A 21220-nucleotide genomic window follows, 5' to 3' on the forward strand; every position below is an offset into this window, starting at 1 on the left:
TTACCGCTGTCCACTTAGAATGTAACAGCTTTTTAGGATTAAGCCGCAATGGTTTTGTTTGCATGATCGTGTGACAACGTAAATCCAACAATTTATCCACTATTTAGAGAGATTTCTCACGCATGCTAACCGTTGCAAGCCCCCCGAACTCGGGATTGACCAGCCTCACTGACCAGCATAGTCTCTAAAAGATTAAAAAATCATTTAAATACCATTTGAGAGGAGTCAGGCATGCATCAAAAAGGCCTATTCAAACTATTCTGTCAGGGCTTAGTGTTATCTTTATTCACTATCTCTTTGCCAGCCAAGGCAGTCGTATACTCGGTATTTGGCAATATTAACTTTGTCGCAAACGGATCAAACGTCAGCCTGCTGACAGGTCAAACCATCCGCGCCGCACTCACCAACCAGTATGCCGGGTTTACCGTCGATGTTGATACCACAGTGGCAGACACCAACCCTGCCGTAAATCAAATCGAACTGCGCAACGCAGTGACCTCCACCGCAGTCATCGGCAACACCAGCCTTGCCCTGAGCAGTAACCCTTGCCTTACTCTTGACATTGACTGCCGTGTCACCTCAACCAAAGACGGATTTAACGCCAACTTTGATACACAACTCATCAGCAGCCAACTGCACAGCACCGCTGCACTCGGCCTGAATGGAACCCTCAGCTTTTTTATTAATACCAGCGGGCAAGATTTATTCGTGTTTGCACGGCAAAAAGTCATAGACCCTTTTGATGGCAATACAACCGTCAACTTCTCGGTGTTTTACAATGAAGGTGGCAGTGGCTTGGGCTCGCAGCGTGTGAATTTTCAACTTGCCAATATCACCGCCACGCCGGTTCCCGAGCCTGCAACCTCTGCCATGCTTGGCTTGGGCCTATTGGTCTGTGCAATGAACAGTCGACGCAAACGGGCGCAGCGTTAACCCTTATGGGCTATCATAAAAAACTCTTTTAAAAGGAGTATTCAGTGTGCCAACTCGCCCCATGTTTTATGACATGGGGTTTATTTTTTTAGTCGAATCAATCATGAGATTTACGCTCACAAAGCCAATGTTCTCTTAAATATTGACGTACGCAAAATACGGCATATGCTAGTTGTAAATGCAAAAGGAGCACCTGCAATGTCAAGTTTATCCAAAGCCGTACCGCCTAAAGAAGCCAAGCTGTTTCGCCACAACTGCTGCCAAGCAGTGCGCATCCCTGTTGAGTTTGAGCTACCAGGTGATCGCGTATTAATTCATCGTGAAGGTAATAAGCTGATTATTGAACCGATGTCACAGCCTACCAAGCTCGTCGAATTGCTGGCAGAATGGCGTCAGGAGCAGCGACTAGTACTAGAAGATACATTGTCGGCTACTGAAGATATGCGCGCCAAGCCTGAGGACATTTTTTGAACTGCTATTAGCAAGATACCAATATGATCCTTACAGCAAATATTAAGCATGTTGTAGATTGGCATAAGTAGATTTGACGATCTTTGGTTAGGCTTATTAATGTGCTATACGTCGATAACCAATCGATACTGACCCCCAGCGATTCCTTTAGGCAGTACATCGCTGCAAATTTGAAATATTATGTAAGATTGTATTTACTGCTTCCGCGTTACATAAATGGGAAATGATAGGAATAAAGAATATGAAGTCGATATCAGTATTTAATAACAAAGGGGGTGTTGGTAAGACGACCCTTACATACCACATAGGGCACGCATTAGCAGAGATGGGAAAAAAAGTTCTCATGATTGATGCGGACCCACAATGTAATCTAACCATCTACTCCCTAGATCAGGAAGTTATTCATGACATTTGGGAAAAAGAAGACAAATTTATCGATGAGGGATTTGAGTCAGCTAAAAAACAATTAACTGAAACATCGTTCAATGCATTGAATCAAAGCAATAGAAGCTTGCACTACATATTAAAGCCAACTGAAGAAGGTACAGGAGACTTAAATACGCTACCACCTCCCGTCAAGCTTACACCTTCATTAGATATCATACCTGGTAGACTAACTCTGCACTTGTATGAAGATAAGATTGCAGAGCGCTGGGCTGGCATTTATCGAGGCGATCCCCTTGCAATTAGAACGGTCACAAAGATTCGAGAGTTATGCGAGAAATATGGTAATGCTTACAGCTATGATTTTGTTATTGTGGACACATCGCCAAGTCTTGGTTCACTAAATAAGGTGCTAATTTCAACTGTTGATGGCTTTTTAATACCTGCTGCCCCAGATTTGTTCTCTTTGTATGGTATAAAAAACATTGGTAAGTCACTAAGCTCTTGGAGAGCTGAGTTTGATGTTATTTATAAACTTATTTCTGAAGAAAAAAGGAATGCTTTCCCAGAAAACTTTGTATCCTTCATAGGCTATACAATTTACAATGCAAAAAAATATTCTGGAGTCAATAATATTTGGGACCTGGCTCATGCACACTTTAATTATGCGAGCCAAATTCCAGAAACAATTAAAAATTGTATCGATCCGCATTTAAGAAGTCACTTAAATGATAAAGAAATGCGTTCACCGATTGGTCAAACTGCTGTTATGCACTCACATAACACTTTCCCCACTATGGCACAGCACTATCATAATGCAATGTGGAATGTACCAGACCTTCCTGACATTGAAGCGGAACATGTAAGTACCTTAAGAGGCGCCAGTACAAAATACAAAGAAACAAAAGACGCCTACATAGAGTTCTGTAATGACTTATTAGCCAGAATTAATACCCTTGGATAAAAAAATGTCTGATGATCTCGTAAATTGCTTACAAAAATATAAAGATAACAGACATTTATTTGAGCGGTTTCAGAATGGTGTTGTTGATTTTTTTAGACTTGACCCATCATTCATAATAAATGGGGCAAATGTTATTCACACCATAAAAGCTAGGTTAAAGGATGAAGATCATCTAAGAGAAAAAATTAATCGCAAATGTTCGGAGGACATGCCCATTACCGCTGAAAATATTTTAACGAAAATTACAGATTTAGCTGGTGTAAGAATACTTCACTTGTACCAAGATCAATTTCCCATAATTCACCAAAGAATTATGGGGCAGATATCGTCCAAAGAGTGGGCTTTACATGAACCGCCTAAAGCTTACTCTTGGGATCCAGAAGCAACAGATTTTTTTAAAAATCTCGGTTTAACTCCTGAAATTAAAGAAACGTTTTACACTAGCATTCACTATGTCGTTAAACCAAAAGAGGATTCAGAAATAATTTGTGAAATCCAAGTGAGAACTTTATTTGAGGAAATTTGGGGAGAAATTGATCATAGCCTTAATTACCCCAAACCAACTGAGAATATAGCATGTAAAGAGCAACTAAGAGTTCTCTCAAAACTCGTATCAACTGGAACAAGATTAGCCGACTCAATATTTAGAACTAGCTCAACAAAACTTTAAGAGATAAAACAATTTATTGTTAATTATTGGTTAGTTAATCGAAAATCTAACCAAAACTGTTCTCATCGTCGTGAGATGTGGTGAGACAAACCGGACTCCAATGCGTAAATTAATTGACGCTTTTTGACTCTAAAGTTCTTGCGATTCATAACAGCGTCACCATATAAGTTGAAACACTTAGCATCAGCCACAATCATCCGCGTTAAAATATCGCCACACTCGTTCTATTAGAATTGTTATGGATAAACGTATCCCCGTCACGCTGCTCACTGGTTTTTTAGGCAGTGGCAAAACCACCTTGCTTAACAAGCTGCTGCATAACCCCGCGATGAAAGACACCGCCGTGATCATCAACGAGCTCGGCGAAGCAGGGTTGGACCAGATTTTTGCCAATAGCCAGATTTCGCAAACCATAGAGAGCGAGCATATTGCCGATAACACGGTGTTGTTGAGTTCAGGCTGTTTGTGCTGCTCACTCAAAAACGAGTTGGCTGACACCATGCGCGATTTGTTTTTTAAGCGCAGTTTGCAGGCAGTGCCGGAATTTAACCGTCTGGTGATTGAAACCACCGGCATGGCCGACCCTGGCCCGATTTTAGCCAACCTGATGAATGAGCCTGTGATTGAGTCAGTGTATCGTCTGGACGCCGTGGTGGTGACGATTGATGCGGCGTACGGCTTGCAGCAGATTTCAGAGCAAAAAGAAGCGCTCAAACAAGCGGCGGTGGCGGATGTGTTGCTGATTACCAAGCGTGACACGGCCACGCCGGAGCAGATTGAAGCCTTGCAGGCCAAGCTGAGTGAGATCAACCCGAATGCGACGCAGCAATTTGTGTTGCATGGCGAGATAGACCCGATGCAGATTATTGATGTAGGCTTGTTTGACTTTGCCAGCAAGCAGGCGAGCCCGCAGCGTTGGTTGCGTGCCCCGGCCAGTGGGTTTAGTGCGGCGAAAAAAGGCACGTTGCCCAAAGCGCCTGCGCATGATGGGGTGAGCACGTTTACCGTGTATTTACCCAAGCCGATGGCTTATGCGGATTTTAAAAGTGTGATTTTAAAGCTGTGCCAGACGCATGGTGAAAAGCTGCTGCGCATGAAAGGTATTTTGCATGTGGAAGATGCGCCTGCCCCGCTGGCGATTCACGCCGTGCACTTTACGCCCTACCCGCCCACCTTGCTTGAGGGCTGGGATGAAGATGAGCCAATTAGCCGCGTGGTGATTATCGGCAAGGGCATAGATGAAAACGCTGTGCGCGACATGCTCACACAGTTTTAGGAATGAAGTGATTTAACAGGCGAATCGCTGTGTTGCGCGGTACGCGAAATCCTCATGTACTACAAGTACACTCCGGTTTCTGTGTTCCGTGCGCCTTGCGCTTCATCCTGCAAAATCATTCATTGAGAAAAATTAGTAGTTTCTATTTGGAGTTTTCATGGCGAAGTTTTTGGAAAAAATTTTAGAGAGTTTGATTTTTAAGAGCCGCTGGCTGATGGCGCCGATGTACCTCGGCCTGGTCGGCGGGCTGGTCATTTTACTGGTGAAATTTGGCCAGGAGTTTATGCATATTGCCGGGCATCTGGGCTCGCTCACCGAGCAAGAAACCGTGCTCTCGCTATTGGCGCTGGTGGATATCACCTTGGTGGGTAACTTGCTGATTATGGTGATTTTTAGCGGCTATGAAAACTTTGTCTCACGCATTGATACGGCTGATAGCGAAGACCGCCCTGAATGGATGGGTAAAGTCGATTACTCCGGCCTGAAACTGAAGCTAATCGGCTCGATTGTGGCGATTTCTGCCATCGATCTGCTTAAGGCTTTTGTGCACCAGAGCTCTGGTACCGCCACGTTTAGCACCGAGCAAATGGCTTGGCTGGTGGGCATTCACCTGACCTTTATCATCACCGGCGTTTTGTTTGCCTGGATGGATAAAATTGCCGGACATGGTGATGACCACTAGGTCACTCACAACCTCTCACCCCCTGCCCTTGGGTCGCCAGACTTGCTATACAGCGACTCCAGGGTAGTGTTCAATCTTTATTGAGCGCCGCGATAAACTCAACTTTAGTCAAGATACAGCCTTGCTGCCAATTGACCTCTCTTGACGCATCAACCATAGACAACGTGAATTTTTATTGCTGCTCTGTCCGTCTTGGCAATTTGAATTCATCAGAGTGTGCTACTGATCATCTATTTCACGATTGAGTGGCAGCTAAAACATGAAGCTGTTCAACAATAAACTGCGGCAACTATGCTCACTTGTGGCTATTTTTGAGGATAAAAGCACTTACAAAACGTTGTGGTGGGAGAAGCCTTTTACGCAAAACTTGAATTATCCAACCTTGCAAAAACATACATAAAACAGAACATTAAAATTAATTTTTAATATTATACAGAACGTTCATAGCTGTTCATAATTTTGCCTGTACTCACTTATACAGGCAGATATGCAAGTTCATAGTCTTTTATCCCCCTCTGTGTTGTTCTTTTTGCTGGGAATGTTTGCCCAGATCGTTCGCTCGGATTTAAAAATTCCACCTGAACTGGTGAAGTCGCTGACCGTTTATTTACTGCTAGGGATTGGAATCCATGGCGGACAAGAGCTTGCCCATGCGCAATTACATGAGGCCGTGCCAGCCATGCTAGTTGCGGTGGCGTTGGGGATACTGATTCCATTGTTTGCTTATCAGGTCATTTGGCGGGTTGGAGGCCTGGATAAACTCAATGCAGTCGCCATTGCTGCCCATTATGGCTCAGTGAGTGCAGGCACTTTTCTGACCGCGATTGCCTTTTTGGAATCCATGCAAATGGACTATGAGAAATATCCAGTAATGATGCTGGCAATCATGGAGTCGCCTGCGATTTTAATTGGCTTGTTACTTGCCAACCATGTACGACAAACTCCTGAAAACGGCTCATCCAATCTCTCTATAGGCATTGCAGGTCTGCTACGCGAATCGCTGACTAACGGTAGCATCGTACTCTTGTTAGGTGGCATGTTGATCGGCGATCTCGTACCTGAACAAAACCTGCAATCAGTACTGCCCTTTTTTCAACAGATGTTTATGGGTGTCCTGTGCCTGTTTCTGCTGGCCATGGGGATTGAAGCTGGAAAAAAACTTTCGGATTTTAAACGGGCAGGCCTGTTTCTGGTGAGTTTCGGCATATTGATGCCATTGCTGTTGGGGGTAATTGGTGTAACGCTTGGGCATGCATTGCTAGGTTACTCTACTGGCGGTGCTTTGCTGGTGGGGGTACTCGCAGCGAGCGCCTCTTATATTGCCGTCCCTCCTGCAATGCGGATCGCCATCCCCGAGGCAAATCCCTCCCTTTACCTGACTTTATCCCTTGGCGTCACGTTTCCTTTTAACGTGGTGATCGGTATTCCGACTTATTTATATTTTGCTCAACAACTATGAAAGATTCAGAAATGATTGGCGTAAAACGTATCGAACTGGTCGTCGAATCCATAGAAAAAGACGAAGTGATTCAGCAACTGGAAAGCATCAATATCCGAAGCTACACCATATACCACCATGTAGGCGGAAGGGGTGAACGTGGGCTTAGAGATGGCAGTGCTTTTGGCGAAAAATTTGAAAACATCACGTTTGTGATTGCTTGTGCAGAGAATCAGCTTAAAAGCGTGATTGAAACGTTACGCCCCATACTCAAACGCTATGGCGGGATGTGTCTGATTTCAGATGCAAAATGGGTCTTGCATTAAGAGGAGTTGCTATGCGAAGGCTGGTGTATTTGATGTATATCTTGTGCCTACTAGCTTGTGCAGTCCTGATTGCCTATCAACTATGGTGGGATGACGCCTCTAAGCCAGAAATCAGCGCGGCCGCTATATCCAAGCCTAAACCGCCAAGCGAGCCGATCAAATTGAAAATGCAATATGTTCCGCTAAAAGCAGGGGTTAACTCGCACACACGTCTTGTACGTGCATGAACTGTTTAAGAAGACATAAGGATCATGCCAGCAACAAGATTTGCCCCCATCAACTTTAAGTCGACTCCAAAGAGGCGATTAATTCATGTGAAAAATACATTTGCGACATGGAACCAGTTCTAGATTACGGCAATCATAATTTCAGTTCTTTTTTGGAGTAACCGATATGAAATTTCCTGTGATCACGATGCTTGTTTTTTTAATCCCATCGCTGTACCACAACACGCATGCAGACGAACATACGACAACACCGGATTGCAACAAGCTGCCGCCTAATTACAGTTTGAGCTATCTGGATGAAAACACCGATGGTGTGATTTCGTTACAAGAGTATTTGCAAGGCGACCCGACGCATCAGAAAAAGATGTTTGAGCATATGGATGCCAATCATGATGGTGTGCTGGATGTGGCGGAGCAAAAGGAAATCGAGCAGGTGTATCAACTCATGCATGAAAAGCGTGCAGCGGGGACCCACAAAACCTGAGCCAATAAAAAAGCCCCATCACTGGGGCTTTTTTATATGCGGCTGATTAAGCCTTTTTAAAACGGCGGGCGACAATCGCGGCCAAACCCACGAGCATCAAGGCCATGCTTTCTGGCTCTGGCACTGGGGTAACAACGAATTTTGTCACATCGCCGTTAAAATTGTAGTTGCCACCACCATTGATATTAAATCTTAAGGTGTAGTTACCAGAAGCGAGATTAGTAAAACTAAAAGTGTAAACATCACCAGTTGATGCAATAAAATCAGACAGGCCTTTTAGCAAAGTATTATCTTTATACAAACCAAAAACTGAACCAGGATTCCCATCAGGTTGCAAACGACCATCTAAATCTAGCGAGCCAGAAAAATTAAAAGCAGAAAATTGCTCAGGTACTGTAATAATCTCAGTTTTAGCAGCTGATGCACCCGGCTCATCATAGCCATTCGTGATCGTAATTGTTGTTGCATTTGCGTTAAAGGCTGCAAACATGACCCCTGCACAAGCCAGTTTCCAAAACATAGTCATATCCTTAATTTAATTAAACATTTACTTCGATAATCATTATAGATTAAAAGTTTTTTTCATCCAAATAGCCCGAACAGGCTAAACACAGACTTGGTAGCGAGTCATGAAACGACTACAAAGAATATCCCTGCATTTTACCTTTAAACGGAGAAGAAGCGGCAGAATATCTGTTTGATCTATTGAACACAGACACTAACCCGTCTCTTATCCCAGCACGCCTTTACACCTGATTAGTCTCTAATCCTATTGGTATCGCGATAATAATTACAAGATAAATTTATATCAATGAGGGTGAAAAATGGACTGGAATATTTTTAAAAAGCTTAGCAAACAACCTTCTCAGGAAACACTGCTCCGGCAGCTGGATCAAGAAGGACAACTGCGCGCGATTGATAAAGTCATGGGCGTGATTGAGTTTGACCTGGAGGGAAACATCCTTGCGGTCAACGACAATTTTGCGGCGGTGACGGGTTATAGCAGGCAGGAGCTGGTCGGCCAGCACCATCGGCTGCTGGTGGATGCCGCGGATCAGGCAAGCCCGGAATATCAGGCACTCTGGCAAAAGCTTGTGCGCGGCGAGCCAGATCAAGGCCTATATTTGCGCAAGGGCAAAGACGGCAAACAAATCTGGCTGCAAGCCAGCTACAACCCGATTCTCGACAAACAGGGCAAACCATTCAAGGTTGTTAAATACGCCACTGATATCTCGGCAGAAAAACGCAAGAACGCTGACTTTGCAGGCCAGATTTCTGCGATCGACAAGGTGATGGGGGTGATTGAGTTTGACCTTGACGGAAGAATCATTGCCGTGAATGACAACTTTGCCGCAGCCACTGGCTATAGCAAGCAGGAAATCATCGGCAATCACCACAGCATGTTTGTTGAATCCGCTTATAAAAACAGTGCGGAATATAAACAGTTTTGGGACAAACTGGCCAAGGGTGAGGCCGATAACGCGCAATACAAACGCATCGGCAAAGGCGGCCGAGAGGTTTGGCTACAAGCCAGTTACAACCCCATTTTTGATACGACAGGTAAACCTTTCAAAGTCGTCAAATATGCGACCGACATCACCGCTGAAAAAAGAAAAAATGCGCAGTTTGAAGGCCAAATTTCGGCCATCAACAAGGTGATGGGCGTGATTGAATTTGACCTCAAAGGGAATATCACACATGTAAACCCCATTTTTGCCGCAGTCACCGGTTATAGCGCGCAGGAAATCCTCGGCAATCACCACAGTATGTTTGTCGAGCCGGCTTATAAAAATAGTCAGGAATATAAACAGTTCTGGGAAAAACTGGCGCGCGGGGAAGCCATGAGCGGCCAATGCAAGCGCTTGGGCAAAGGCGGCAAGGAGATCTGGTTACAAGCCAACTACAACCCTATTCTGGATGCCGCTGGTAAGCCGGTGAAGGTGATTAAATACGCCACCGACATCACGGCAGAAATCGTTAAAAATGCAGACTCTGCCGGACAAATTGCGGCCATTAGCAAAGTGATGGGGGTGATTGAATTTGATTTAAAAGGCACGATCACCCATGTCAATGACAACTTTGCAGCCGTCACTGGCTACCGCCCGCAGGAAATCATCGGCAACCACCACAGTATGTTTGTGGAGTCAGCTTATAAAAATAGTCAGGAATATAAGCAGTTCTGGCAAAAACTGGCACGTGGTGAACCTGATAACGGCCAATATCTGCGTGTAGGCAAAGGGGGCAAGCAGGTCTGGCTACAAGCGAGTTATAACCCGATATTGGATATGGAAGGCAAACCCTTGAAGGTGGTGAAATACGCGACTGACATCACCGACAAAATGCTAGAAGCACAAGCCATGAAACAGGCGGTCGATGAAACCGGAGAGGTGGTGGCATTAGCTAAAGCGGGTGACTTGACCAAGCGCATCAAGACAGATGACAAACAAGGAGAGATCAGGGAATTGTGCCTGGGGGTCAACAGTATTGTCGACACCATGGCTGAGATTCTCGCTGCAATCAAAATTGCCGGAGAAACCATCAAGACCGCCGCCAGCGAGATTTCTGTGGGCAATAATGATTTGTCTCAACGTACCGAAGAGCAAGCCAGCTCGCTGGAAGAAACTGCGGCCAGTATGGAACAGATTGCCTCTACGGTAAAACAGAATGCTGAAAATGCCAAACAGGCCAACAGCATGAGCGCGCAAGCAAGCGAAATTGCTGCACGCGGTGGCGAGGTATTTGGCAAGGTGGTCATCACCATGTCCGAAATTACCGAGAGCTCCTCACGGATTGAGGAAATTATTTCAGTGATTGATGGCATTGCTTTTCAGACTAATATTCTGGCCTTGAATGCAGCCGTGGAAGCCGCCCGTGCGGGGGAGCAAGGCCGTGGCTTTGCCGTCGTCGCCAGTGAAGTGCGCAATCTGGCCCAACGCTCTGCCAGTGCGGCCAAAGAGATTAAACAACTGATTGTAGACTCTTCTGAAAAAGTCTCGAGCGGCTCTCAATACGTCAATCAGGCTGGTAGTACGATGGACGAGATGATAGGCGCGATACGTCAAATTTCGGACTTAATCACTGAAATCACTTCTGCTTCGCGTGAGCAAAGCATAGGCATCGAACAGGTGAATACCGCAGTGACGCAACTGGACGAAGTCACGCAACAAAATGCCGCTCTGGTCGAAGAAGCGGCCGCGGCGGCCATGTCACTGGTAGACCAGGCCGAGCAATTAAACGAGAAAGTCAGTCACTACAAATTGAATCACAGTGGCAATACTGCCGGACAACAAAACCAGTTCACGCTACAAAACACTCAAAAAAGACGGGCGTAGCGGCGCATATCAGCGCCACTACCCGTCATGAAACGGATGCCCGGAGCGACTGGGCATCCTTTTTAGGCATAAACGGCTGGCTTCCCCTTGATGCCCTGTTCTGGCTGGCGATCAAGGGTGCTCACCCTACAATTGCACGCGGCTACCCAGCTCAATGACACTATTGGCCGGGATATTGAAAAACTCGACCGCACTGCTGGCATTGCGCGACATCACCGAGAATAACTGGTCACGCCAGCGTGGCATGGCACCGCCTACATCCGGCACGATAATCTCGCGGCTCAAGAAATAAGAATTGGTGAACGGATCCAGCGTCTTGCCATCCAGCGCCACCGAGCGCAAGGCTTGCGGAATATCAGGATGTTGCATAAAGCCATACCTTAACTGGATTTGCCAAAAGCCTTCTGCCAGCCGCGTCACCCTCACACGCTCTTCTGCGCTCATAAACGGCACCTCCTCAAACGTGACATTCACAAACAGGTTATGTTGATGCAACACCTGGTTATGCTTGAGGTTGTGTAACAGCGCTTGTGGCACAGTCTCAAGATTGGAGACCATGTAGACGGCCGTGCGCTGGACGCGGGGCAGCGTACAGTGTGCCAGTGACTCGATAAAAGGCAGCAGTTTGGGGTCAGACTGCGCAATGCCGTTGAGCAGGCTAAAACGGCCTTTTTTCCAGGTGGTCATGAACAGAATCAACACCACACTGAGCGCAACCGGAAACCAGCCACCTTGCATAAACTTCATGGAGGCAGAACTGAGCAAAATACCATCTACGCTCGCCAATACGGCCGTCAACAAGCCTGCCAGCCAAAGCGGAAACTGCCAGCGCTTGCACATGACGATAAACATCAGGATGGTGGTAATCAGCATGGTGCCCGTCACGGCAATGCCATAAGCCGAGGCCAGTGCCGATGAGCTTTGGAAAGCCAGACAGACGATGATGACGGCGATCAGCAGCGCCCAGTTGACAGAGGGCATATAGATTTGGCCGGACTCGCTGGCTGAAGTGTGAATAATGCGCATACGAGGCAAAAACCCTAATTGAATTGCCTGACGTGTCATGGAGAAGGCGCCCGAAATCACGGCTTGCGAGGCAATAATGGTGGCCAGAGTGGCCAGAATCACGGCGGGAATCAGCAAGGGCTCGGGAAACGACAGGTAAAACGGATTGTTGACAGCTTCAGGATGATGCAGCAGCAAGGCGCCCTGGCCCAGATAATTTAAAATCAGGCACGGAAATACCAAGCCCAGCCAGGCCAACTGAATGGCCGGACGGCCAAAGTGCCCCATGTCTGCATACAAGGCCTCGGCCCCGGTCACGGCCAGCAAAATGGCGCCAATGGCGATAAACACACCAGCCCCGCGTGATTGCAGAAACTGCCAGGCATACTGCGGATGAATGGCCTGCAATACTTCTGGCGCCTGGCTAATTTGCCAGACACCGATACAGGCCAGCGCCAGAAACCAGCCAATGACCACCGGGCCAAAAAAACGCCCGACGGCATGCGTGCCATGGCGCTGAACCCAGAACAAGCCGATCAGGATGCCGATTGAGATCGGCAGCACCTGCGCAGCCAGGGTGGGCGACGCCACTTGCAGGCCTTCTACGGCAGACAGCACCGAAATGGCCGGCGTCAGGACACTGTCGCCATAAAACAGCGCCGCCCCGAGGACGCCGAGTAATAACAGCACAGTGCTACGTTTGTCTTGTGGACGCAAGCTGGAGACCGCCAGCGACAGCAAGGCCATGACGCCGCCCTCGCCTTTGTTATGTGCCCGCAGCACGAGTAGGACGTATTTAAACGTCACCACAAACATGAGTAACCAGAAAATAGACGAAATCGCGCCAAGGATATTGGGCTGGTTGAGCGGCACACCGGTGCTCTCGCTAAAAATGACCTGTACGGTATAGAGCGGACTGGTTCCGATATCGCCATAGACGACACCGATCGCCCCTAAGGCCAAGGCGGCCAGACTGCTTTTTTTGGTGGAAAACGTTTCCATCACATCCCCTTATGGTTGATTGATGGCGCAAGTGTGCAATCAGGCGTATATCAATCGCATATACATGATGCAATATTTACAACGCCTATGGTCATGGCGACAATGATTAAGCCAGCCGGTAGCCGATCCCCAGCTCAGTTAAGACGACTTTAGGCTCAGCGGGCTGATCTTCGAGCTTGGCGCGTAAACGGCCGATGTGAATACGCAGGTATTGCGTATCGTTGAGATATTCTGGCCCCCACACCGCTTGCAGCAATTGCGCATGGGTAAAAATGCTGCCGGGTTTACTGGCCAGTTGCATGAGCAAGGCGTGCTCGATGGGCGTCAGGTGCAAAGGCGCACCAGCCTTGGTCACAATTCCGGTGGCACGGTTGACACTGACCCCGGCGTGCTGATACACATGGTCGCGCATTTGCATCATGGCAGAACGCCTCAGGGCCGCCTGTAATCTGGCCAGCAATTCCTGCAAGCCAAACGGCTTCATCAGATAGTCATCTGCGCCCAGATTAAGACAGTGCACTTTGTCTGCCTCATCCTGCCGTGCGGACAGCACCAGTATCGGCACGTCGGAATAACTGCGCAGATGCGGAATCAGTTGTTCGCCCTGCCCGTCTGGCAAGCCAAGGTCGAGTATCACCATGGCAAAGCCGCTGGCCTGTCTGGCCTGAGCCAGGTCACGCGCATGCTGCACGTGATAGCCATGCGCAGACAGCGCGGGCAGCAGAAACTGGTAAACACCCGGATCATCTTCGACCAGCAACAGATGTGGGTGCGTAGAGTGATCGACTGGTTGGCTCATCCGGCATCCCCTGCACTCAAGGTGGTGGCGGGCACAAATGGAAACAACATACGCACACAGGTGCGCCGGGCGACTGCCGTTTTATCTAACGGGGCGGCATTTAATGGGGGCTGATCTGACTGCTGCGTCAGTTGCAATTGCCCTTGATGCAACTGCATGATGGTATTGACGATACTCAGGCCCAGTCCAAAGCCACGGCTACCACTGCCCGCAGGACGGCGCGAGTGAAACGAGGCAATCTCGAAATCTGGCGCAAAGCCTGGACCTTCGTTGATGACAGATAGTACCAGCCAATCCCCTTCCCTTGCCAGCTGCAATGCCACGGGCGTCTCGGTGCTGCGCCATTGCAAGGCGTTATCCACCAGATTAGAGAGCGCATGCGCCACCAGCACCGCATCCATATGCACCAGCCATTCTTCGCCCTCTGCAACAGCGGCAAAGGCCAGTGATACGGGGGGCGTGCGCTGCAAGTAGCGGTGCATCACATGTTGAATCACCTCTTGCAACGATTGCCATTCGCGATGCAAGGCGCGCTCGCCCGCTTCCAGCTTGACCAGAGTCAGGATATTTTCAGTGGCCTGGCTTAAATAACCGGCTTCTGCCTGGATGCTTTGCAATAACTGTGAGGACTGTGCCGGCGCCAGCGTAATCTCTTGGTCGGCCAGCACATTGGCCGCGCCCAAAATCGCCGTCAGTGGCGTACGCATATCATGCGACAAAGCGGTCAGCAGCGATTTTTTGAACTGGGCCTCAGTGGTCTCGCGGGCGGCGTCTGCCAGGGCAATCTGCTGCCTGAGTTTGAGCGTAGCGTCAGCACATTGCTGTACCAGCCGCTGTAAAAAATGCAGGTCAGGCACATGATCGGCTGGCACGGCCACCACAAGCACTTCGTGCTGCGGAAAACCAAACGGCAGTAGGCATTGCCCCAGCGCTGGCCAATCCTGAGTGCCTGCGCCGATGGCACGCTGGTAATCGAGTGCCCATTGCACACTGGAAGGCTGTACAAGCAGCGTGGACTCACCGGCCAGTCGCTGCAATTGCATGTCGGGCGCCAATTGCACCACACAAACCTGCCAGCCCAATCCCTGTTGCACATGCTGGCAAGCGGCCTGCAATAACGCTGCAACGCTCAAGTGGCTGGATAACACTTCGGCCAGTGATTGAAAAAAACGGGATTGTTGTGCGGCCAATTGTGCCTGTTGCCTTTGCCGCTTGAGCTGTTGCATGGCCCGGCTCACCGTCAATGCCAGCACGGCAAACACTATGAGCATCACCCACGATTGCAGGCTAGCCACGCGCAAGGTGTACAGCGGTTCAATAAAACAGTAATTGATCAGCAGGACAGCGGCAATCGCCGTCAGCATGGCGGTGGCAAAGTGCAGGAAATAGGCCGCCCACAACACCCATAGCATATACAGCAAGGTGAGCAGCGTGACACCCAGGCTGGCAAAATGCCAGACACCCACCCAGGTGGTGAGGGCCATGCCCGACCACAGTACTAGCTGATATTGCCAGTCTGGCCGATGCGACGTTGTGGGGGTAACAAAGCCGTCTGCCATCTGCTGCCCCGGGCGCTAGCGGCCGTAAATATCCTGATTTTTATAATTGGGCCCAAAGAACTCTTTCATCAAAAAGTCCTCGAGCCCCGCGCTGTCTGCAGGCCGCGCTGACAGCGTGACAGTACGGCCCAGGCGGTTGGATATCCAGTCAAAATCACCGTTATAGTGCTCGCGAATAATACTGATCATTCGTCTGACCATCACCAGGCGGATATCTTCACCACTGCGCGCCTCCACCTCGTAGTACTGCGTATTGGCCGAGGTGTAATCATTGACCCAGCCCTTGAAGCTGAAGGTTGCATTCAAGGGATCCATGCGGCGGATCTGGAACAAGCCGTTGGTACCGAACTTGAGATTGTTCATGATGTTTTTGGTGCGGCGCTCATCCTCGGAAGGACCACGCTCGGCCGCTGCAGCAGCATCATTGGCCTGTTTGGCCGAGATCTCATCCGCATAACGGTCCGTCTGCTTGCGCTTGATAAAACTTGAAAAGTCTTCCACCGGCGGTGGCGGCAAGTTTGGCGTAGGCTCTGGTCTGGGTTGCGGCTTGGGCTCGGGCAACTTAAAGGCGCTATCCGGCCGCTGTGACTGAATAATTTTTTTAGGCAGCTTGAGCTCAGATTTGGGCGGTGGCTTTGGTTTAGGCTCGGGCCGCGGTTGCGGGATGGGCGGAATCTCAGGCGGCGGCGAGACCACTTTGGGTTTGGTCGGCGCCGGCACGCCCAAGTCCAGCACAATATTCAGCGGCGCTTGCGCGGGCTCCTCAAGCGGCTTGAGCAAATCGAGTAAAAAGCCCCAGAACAGGATGGCATGTATGAGCAGCGACACCAAAATCGCCCACATCAGGCGTGCCGGGATACGCAACACGCGCTCGCGTTGCTTGGGCTTTAGCCAGTTAGGCGTACTAAATGGTTCAAAGGGAGAAGGCTGCATGAACAGGGTTGGTCACAGGTTAGCAGTGGTCACGCGATACTATTGCATTTCTTGCCAGAGTTTTTCAAGACGTTTGATTGAGACAGGATAAGGCGTCCTTAATTCCTGCGCAAATAATGATACACGCAACTCCTGTAATTGCCACGCAAAGTCTTGTAACTGGATGGTTACAGGCAGATGCGCCTTGCGCAATTGCTCAATTTTTTGCTGCCAGCGCTGCTCCAGTTGTACCAGCGCCTGCGCATGGCGGCCATCACGCTCTATGCTGGTCGGATATTTGTCTATGCGCAGCTTGATCGCCTTGAGATAACGCGGCAAGTGCGGCAATTGCTCCCACGGGGTCTGGCTAAAAAAACCGGGATACAACAAACCCTGTAATTGTTGCTCGCACTCGCGTTTGATTTTCTGCGTCACCGGCGTCATTTTCTGTAACTGGGCAACCAGCACCTGATACTCATTGGCAATCAGTTGCGCCTGCCGGGTCAGCGCCTCGGTCACCGCTGGCAAACGCGTACGCGCCCGTGTTTTCAGTTGCATAAACTCGGCATTGCTGCGCGGCAAGTCGTCCTCGGCAATAAAGGCGCGGTCAGCAATACATTGCAGCATGTCTTCACGCAACTGGTCAGGATTCATGATGGCGCGCAACAGCAAGGCATACTGGTTAAAGCCTGGCAGGCCTTTTTCCAGTTGTTTGACCTGCTCCTTGAGCTCAAAACGCATCAGGCGGCAGACGCCTTTACGGTGAGCGGCCAAGGCAGCTTCTGGCGTATCAAACAGTTTGATGGCCACGCTGTCACCATTGTCTTCCAGGCCCGGATAGCCGGTCAGTTGGCGACCATCTTTGCTAAAGGTAAGGGTGGCTGGCAAGTCGCCAAAATCCCACTGCTTGAGCCCGGATTTTTCAATGCCGGGCGAGCCGGTTCTAAACGTCAGTTGCGCGGCCGAACCCAGTTGTTTTTTGAGCTGATTCCAGTCGCGGCCCATGCCTAGCTCACGGCCTTTTTCGTCGACCACGCTAAAGTTCATGCGGTGATGCGGTTCCAGGCCCGCCAGGTCAAACTCTTCCGGCTTGAGCTTAAGCCCGGTTTTTTGCTGGATAAACTCAGCCAGAGCGGGCAATAATGGCTGCGCAGTCTGTTTGGCTTCGAGGAAGCCGGTCACAAACTCCGGCACCGGTACACAGACGCGGCGCAGGGTTTTGGGCAAGGCTTTTATCAGTGCCGTCACCTTGTCACGTACCATGCCCGGTACCAGCCATTCAGTAACGGTGGCATCAAGCTGATTGAGCAAGGCCAGCGGTATCGTCGCCGTCACCCCATCCAGCACATGCCCGGGTTCAAAGCGGTATTTGAGTGGCACGACTTCGCCATCTACCACCATGGTCTCAGGAAACTGTACCTCAGTAATGGCACTGGCGCCATGGCGCATCAGCGACTCACGCGTCAGGTACAACACCTTGGGATTGGCTTTTTCAGCGTCCTGCCGCCACTTTTCAAACGCAGCGCCATTATAGACACGGTAAGGGTCTGCAATCGGCGGCACCACCTGGTCATAAAACACAAACAACTGGTGTTCGTCGACCAGCACGTCCTGACGTCTGGCTTTATGTTCCAGCGCCTCCACTTCGGTGATCAGGCGACGGTTAGCTTCAAAAAACGGGGCCCGCGTGTCAAATTCCATATTGGCCAGGGCTTCACGGATGAAAATTTCACGCGCTTCGGTCGGCGCAATCGGCCCATAATGCACGCGGCGTTTGGGCACAATGGTCAGCCCGTACAAGCTCACGCGCTCCCAGGCCACCACTTGCGCGGTTTTGCGGTCCCAGCGCGGGTCGCTGTAATGGCTTTGTGTAATGCCACGGCCGCCGCCTTCATGCGCAATTGGCTCTATCCAGTCCGGATCAATTTTTGCAACGCAACGGGCATACAGCTTGCTGGTGTCGACCAACTCGGCGGCCATCACCCACTTGGGGCGATTTTTCTTGAGCACCGAGCCCGGTGCAACGGTAAAGCGGATCCCGCGCGCGCCGGCATAGGTCTCGCTATCGCCATCTTTAAAGCCGATATTGCCAAGCAAGCCGGACAGTAACGCACGATGGATTTGCGCATAATTCGCTTCTTGCTGATTGGGCTTGATATCAAGCTCATCCACCATTTCCAGCAACTGCGCATGCAGCTCACGCCATTCCTTCAGGCGCAAAAAGGAGAGAAAGTTCTGATGGCACTGATTGAGCAAATCACGGTTGGACTTTTTGCTTTTGAGCGCCTGCTCATACCAGTCCCAAAGTTTGAGATAACTCATAAAGTCAGAGTCATCCGCCTTGAATTTGGCATGCGCATTGTCGGCGGCCTCGCGTTTATCCATGGGCCGCTCCCGAGGATCCTGGATGCTGAGTACGCTGGCAATGATCAGAATCTCACGCACGCAGCCTTCTTTTTTTGCGGTCAGAATCATGCGCGCCACACGCGGATCCAGCGGCAAGCGCGCCATCTGCCGACCCAGCTCGGTGATCTCACGACGCTCGGTCACCGCCCCCAGCTCTTGCAGCAACTGATAGCCATCGCTGATCAGGCGTGAAGAAGGCGCCTCAATAAACGGGAATTCACCGACATCCCCCAGCCGTAAATCCGCCATGCGCAAAATCACGCTGGCTAGCGAGCTACGCAGAATCTCGGGATCGGTAAACGCCGGACGCTGGTTAAAATCATCCTCGCCGTACAAACGCACGCAAATGCCGTTAGACACACGCCCGCAGCGCCCTGCCCGCTGCTTGGCTGCCGCTTGCGAGATTTTTTCAATCTGCAATTGCTCGACCTTGGCACGTGGGCTATAGCGGTTGACTCGGGCCAGTCCGGTATCAATCACATACTTGATACCAGGCACGGTTAGCGAGGTTTCCGCCACGTTGGTCGCCAGCACAATGCGGCGCTGGCCGCTGGGGCGGAAAATCTTTTGCTGGTCTTCTATGCTCAAGCGCGCGAATAGCGGCAAAATCTCAATCGACTTCAGCTTGGGCGAGCGGCCCTGGTATTTACGCAGATGCTCGGCGGTATCACGGATTTCACGCTCACCCGGCAAAAACACCAGAATATCGCCATCCCCCAGACGCAACAAATCCTCGGCGGTATCGAGGATGGCATCTTCCATGACTTCCTCTTCGTCATCCTCTTCCAGCCAGCGCGTCTCGGTACGCGGCGGCTTGCGCTTGATGCCCATCAGGTCCTGCGCAAAACGGTCTATGTCATCCAGCCCGTCATCAATCGGCACTTCCACGGCCACCATGGTGGTTTTGTTGCCCAGCGGCCGGTAACGGATTTCCACCGGATAAGTCCGGCCAGACACTTCAATCACTGGCGCGCCATCAAAGTGGTTCGAGAAGCGGTCTGCATCAATCGTCGCCGAGGTGACGATGATTTTCAAATCTGGCCGCTTGGGGAGTAACTGTTTGAGATAGCCCAACAGAAAATCAATATTCAGGCTGCGCTCGTGCGCCTCGTCGATAATGATGGTGTCATAGCCGTTAAGGAATTTATCGCTCTGCGTCTCCGCCAGCAAAATCCCGTCCGTCATCAACTTGACGTAACTGCGCTCGGACAATTTGTCATTAAAGCGCACCTTGTAACCGACCACCTCACCGAGCGGACTTTGCAACTCCTGCGCAATGCGCGACGCCACCGAACGCGCAGCAATCCGGCGTGGCTGCGTATGGCCAATCAAGCCACTCACACCGCGCCCGAGTTCGAGGCAGATTTTAGGCAATTGTGTGGTCTTACCCGAACCGGTTTCACCACAAACAATCACCACCTGATGTTTGGCAATCGCCGCCGCAATCTCATCCTTTTTGCCACTCACTGGCAACTCTGGCGGGTAATCAGGCCGGGGTAACGCCGCCTGACGTGCCTGTAACCGCTGCTGGGAAGCCTGCACCTTGTGTGCAAGTTCCACCAGCGCTTTATCCACGGGTTTATTTTGTTTTAAAGCATCACGTAGCTGCTGCAAACGACGCTTGAGCGGAAAGCGATCAGCCAGCATGCACTGGGAGAGTTGTTTTTCGAGTTGGCTGATGAGTTGGATGGGAGAGACGGCAGTCATAGGGGGGTGATTTTATCATGGCATGCGAATGGGGATGCAGCATGACGGCTTACATCTAGCTTAAGATTTAAGCTGGCAAACAAATTTCTCAGGTTTTTCGCTTACATAGGCTGTTGTAACGCTTCGATGCCAAGCTTAACTTAGGGGAATTGTTGATTTCGCCTTTACGGCGACCGTTCTTTCTTATGCTTGTCCAGAAGAAAGAAGGCAATGAACAAGAGACCCTAGCTGCCGCTTGTTTCCTGCGTTGCTCGCCAAAACAAGCGGTCACGAAACTCGACCTGGCAGCTCACAAAATACGTGAGCTGCTGCGGGACTCGAACAGTCGCCCCCTTCTTCCTTGTTTTGGCTGCGCTACTCGGCGCGGCAGATAGGGGCCAGAAAACCCATGAGCGCCACCGTTTGTGGGCTAAAAAAAAAGAAATTGAGTTTTTGAACGGTCCAAATTTCAACAGTGTGATTTTGATGAGATAAATCCCATCCCATCACGCTGAGTAGCGCAGACGAAGTGGGGGATGTCGGCCATCGGCTGTTCGAGTTCCGCGGTGGCTTGCGTTTTGTGCAAGCCACTAGGGCGAGTTTCGATGGACGCCCACTTTGTTGATAACTAAGACTGCAGCGCAGTCTGTTACGGCGTAGGCTA

Annotated in this window: 16 protein-coding genes; 10 read left to right on the plus strand and 6 right to left on the minus strand. The window is 50.0% G+C overall.

The genetic code is table 11. The features are described from left to right. The first annotated feature begins 231 nt into the window (after positions 1-231). The 9 genes from Q9292_RS11185 to Q9292_RS11225 all read left to right on the plus strand — a co-directional run bounded on the left by Q9292_RS11185 (position 232) and on the right by Q9292_RS11225 (position 7855). Complete coding sequence (locus Q9292_RS11185; protein ID WP_313988039.1) at positions 232-933, plus strand: PEP-CTERM sorting domain-containing protein; 702 nt, start codon at positions 232-234, stop codon at positions 931-933. 198 nt (positions 934-1131) lie between these two features. Continuing rightward, positions 1132-1404, plus strand: coding sequence for an antitoxin (locus tag Q9292_RS11190; RefSeq protein WP_313988042.1), 273 nt, complete (start codon positions 1132-1134; stop codon positions 1402-1404). Positions 1405-1645: 241 nt separating this feature from the next. Then, positions 1646-2752 (plus strand): ParA family protein, encoded by a 1107-nt coding sequence (locus Q9292_RS11195; RefSeq protein ID WP_313988045.1) that lies wholly within the window; start codon positions 1646-1648, stop codon positions 2750-2752. Between the two features lie 4 nt (positions 2753-2756). After that, entirely contained in the window at positions 2757-3422 is a 666-nt protein-coding gene (locus Q9292_RS11200; protein WP_313988048.1) for a RelA/SpoT domain-containing protein, read from the plus strand. Between the two features lie 238 nt (positions 3423-3660). Then, complete coding sequence (locus tag Q9292_RS11205; protein ID WP_313988051.1) at positions 3661-4698, plus strand: GTP-binding protein; 1038 nt, start codon at positions 3661-3663, stop codon at positions 4696-4698. 157 nt (positions 4699-4855) lie between these two features. Then, a complete protein-coding gene (locus tag Q9292_RS11210) occupies positions 4856-5380 on the plus strand; it encodes a TIGR00645 family protein (RefSeq protein WP_194747933.1) in 525 nt (174 codons plus the stop codon). A gap of 517 nt (positions 5381-5897) precedes the next feature. Next, entirely contained in the window at positions 5898-6839 is a 942-nt protein-coding gene (locus Q9292_RS11215; protein ID WP_313988473.1) for a sodium-dependent bicarbonate transport family permease, read from the plus strand. Between the two features lie 11 nt (positions 6840-6850). Next, the gene (locus tag Q9292_RS11220; RefSeq protein ID WP_313988056.1) at positions 6851-7144 is read left to right on the plus strand and encodes a P-II family nitrogen regulator; all 294 of its coding nucleotides are present in this window, start codon (positions 6851-6853) and stop codon (positions 7142-7144) included. Positions 7145-7537: 393 nt separating this feature from the next. Next, a complete protein-coding gene (locus Q9292_RS11225) occupies positions 7538-7855 on the plus strand; it encodes a hypothetical protein (RefSeq protein ID WP_313988058.1) in 318 nt (105 codons plus the stop codon). Between the two features lie 46 nt (positions 7856-7901). On the opposite strand, the gene Q9292_RS11230 is transcribed toward Q9292_RS11225, so the two are convergent. After that, complete coding sequence (locus Q9292_RS11230; protein WP_313988061.1) at positions 7902-8375, minus strand: PEP-CTERM sorting domain-containing protein; 474 nt, start codon at positions 8373-8375, stop codon at positions 7902-7904. A 304-nt stretch (positions 8376-8679) separates the two neighbouring features. Between Q9292_RS11230 and Q9292_RS11235 the strand changes: the two genes are divergently transcribed. Beyond that, positions 8680-11187 (plus strand): PAS domain S-box protein, encoded by a 2508-nt coding sequence (locus tag Q9292_RS11235; RefSeq protein ID WP_313988064.1) that lies wholly within the window; start codon positions 8680-8682, stop codon positions 11185-11187. A 126-nt stretch (positions 11188-11313) separates the two neighbouring features. Here the strand turns inward: Q9292_RS11235 and Q9292_RS11240 are convergent, their stop codons facing one another. The 5 genes from Q9292_RS11240 to hrpA all read right to left on the minus strand — a co-directional run bounded on the left by Q9292_RS11240 (position 11314) and on the right by hrpA (position 20517). Next, positions 11314-13194, minus strand: coding sequence for a potassium transporter Kup (locus Q9292_RS11240; RefSeq protein WP_275355602.1), 1881 nt, complete (start codon positions 13192-13194; stop codon positions 11314-11316). Between the two features lie 106 nt (positions 13195-13300). Beyond that, entirely contained in the window at positions 13301-13993 is a 693-nt protein-coding gene (locus tag Q9292_RS11245; RefSeq protein ID WP_313988068.1) for a response regulator transcription factor, read from the minus strand. Next, on the minus strand, positions 13990-15552 hold the full coding sequence (locus Q9292_RS11250) for a DUF4118 domain-containing protein (protein WP_313988071.1): 1563 nt from the start codon (positions 15550-15552) through the stop codon (positions 13990-13992). Before Q9292_RS11250 ends, Q9292_RS11245 begins: the two co-directional genes overlap by 4 nt. A 15-nt stretch (positions 15553-15567) precedes the next feature. Further along, a complete protein-coding gene (locus tag Q9292_RS11255; protein ID WP_313988074.1) occupies positions 15568-16485 on the minus strand; it encodes a hypothetical protein in 918 nt (305 codons plus the stop codon). Positions 16486-16524: 39 nt separating this feature from the next. Next, complete coding sequence (gene hrpA / locus Q9292_RS11260; RefSeq protein WP_313988476.1) at positions 16525-20517, minus strand: ATP-dependent RNA helicase HrpA; 3993 nt, start codon at positions 20515-20517, stop codon at positions 16525-16527. Between the last annotated feature and the right edge of the window lie 703 nt (positions 20518-21220).

The organism is Methylophilus sp. VKM B-3414 (assembly GCF_032248435.1).
Taxonomy (GTDB): domain Bacteria; phylum Pseudomonadota; class Gammaproteobacteria; order Burkholderiales; family Methylophilaceae; genus Methylophilus; species Methylophilus glucosoxydans.

Coding starts and splice junctions, on each gene's coding strand:
- Q9292_RS11185 (WP_313988039.1), top strand. CDS start 232: ATGCATCAAAAAGGCCTATTCAAACTATTCTGTCAGGGCTTAGTGTTA.
- Q9292_RS11190 (WP_313988042.1), top strand. CDS start 1,132: ATGTCAAGTTTATCCAAAGCCGTACCGCCTAAAGAAGCCAAGCTGTTT.
- Q9292_RS11195 (WP_313988045.1), top strand. CDS start 1,646: ATGAAGTCGATATCAGTATTTAATAACAAAGGGGGTGTTGGTAAGACG.
- Q9292_RS11200 (WP_313988048.1), top strand. CDS start 2,757: ATGTCTGATGATCTCGTAAATTGCTTACAAAAATATAAAGATAACAGA.
- Q9292_RS11205 (WP_313988051.1), top strand. CDS start 3,661: ATGGATAAACGTATCCCCGTCACGCTGCTCACTGGTTTTTTAGGCAGT.
- Q9292_RS11210 (WP_194747933.1), top strand. CDS start 4,856: ATGGCGAAGTTTTTGGAAAAAATTTTAGAGAGTTTGATTTTTAAGAGC.
- Q9292_RS11220 (WP_313988056.1), top strand. CDS start 6,851: ATGATTGGCGTAAAACGTATCGAACTGGTCGTCGAATCCATAGAAAAA.
- Q9292_RS11225 (WP_313988058.1), top strand. CDS start 7,538: ATGAAATTTCCTGTGATCACGATGCTTGTTTTTTTAATCCCATCGCTG.
- Q9292_RS11230 (WP_313988061.1), bottom strand. CDS start 8,375: ATGTTTTGGAAACTGGCTTGTGCAGGGGTCATGTTTGCAGCCTTTAAC.
- Q9292_RS11235 (WP_313988064.1), top strand. CDS start 8,680: ATGGACTGGAATATTTTTAAAAAGCTTAGCAAACAACCTTCTCAGGAA.
- Q9292_RS11240 (WP_275355602.1), bottom strand. CDS start 13,194: ATGGAAACGTTTTCCACCAAAAAAAGCAGTCTGGCCGCCTTGGCCTTA.
- Q9292_RS11245 (WP_313988068.1), bottom strand. CDS start 13,993: ATGAGCCAACCAGTCGATCACTCTACGCACCCACATCTGTTGCTGGTC.
- Q9292_RS11250 (WP_313988071.1), bottom strand. CDS start 15,552: ATGGCAGACGGCTTTGTTACCCCCACAACGTCGCATCGGCCAGACTGG.
- Q9292_RS11255 (WP_313988074.1), bottom strand. CDS start 16,485: ATGCAGCCTTCTCCCTTTGAACCATTTAGTACGCCTAACTGGCTAAAG.
- hrpA (WP_313988476.1), bottom strand. CDS start 20,517: ATGCTGGCTGATCGCTTTCCGCTCAAGCGTCGTTTGCAGCAGCTACGT.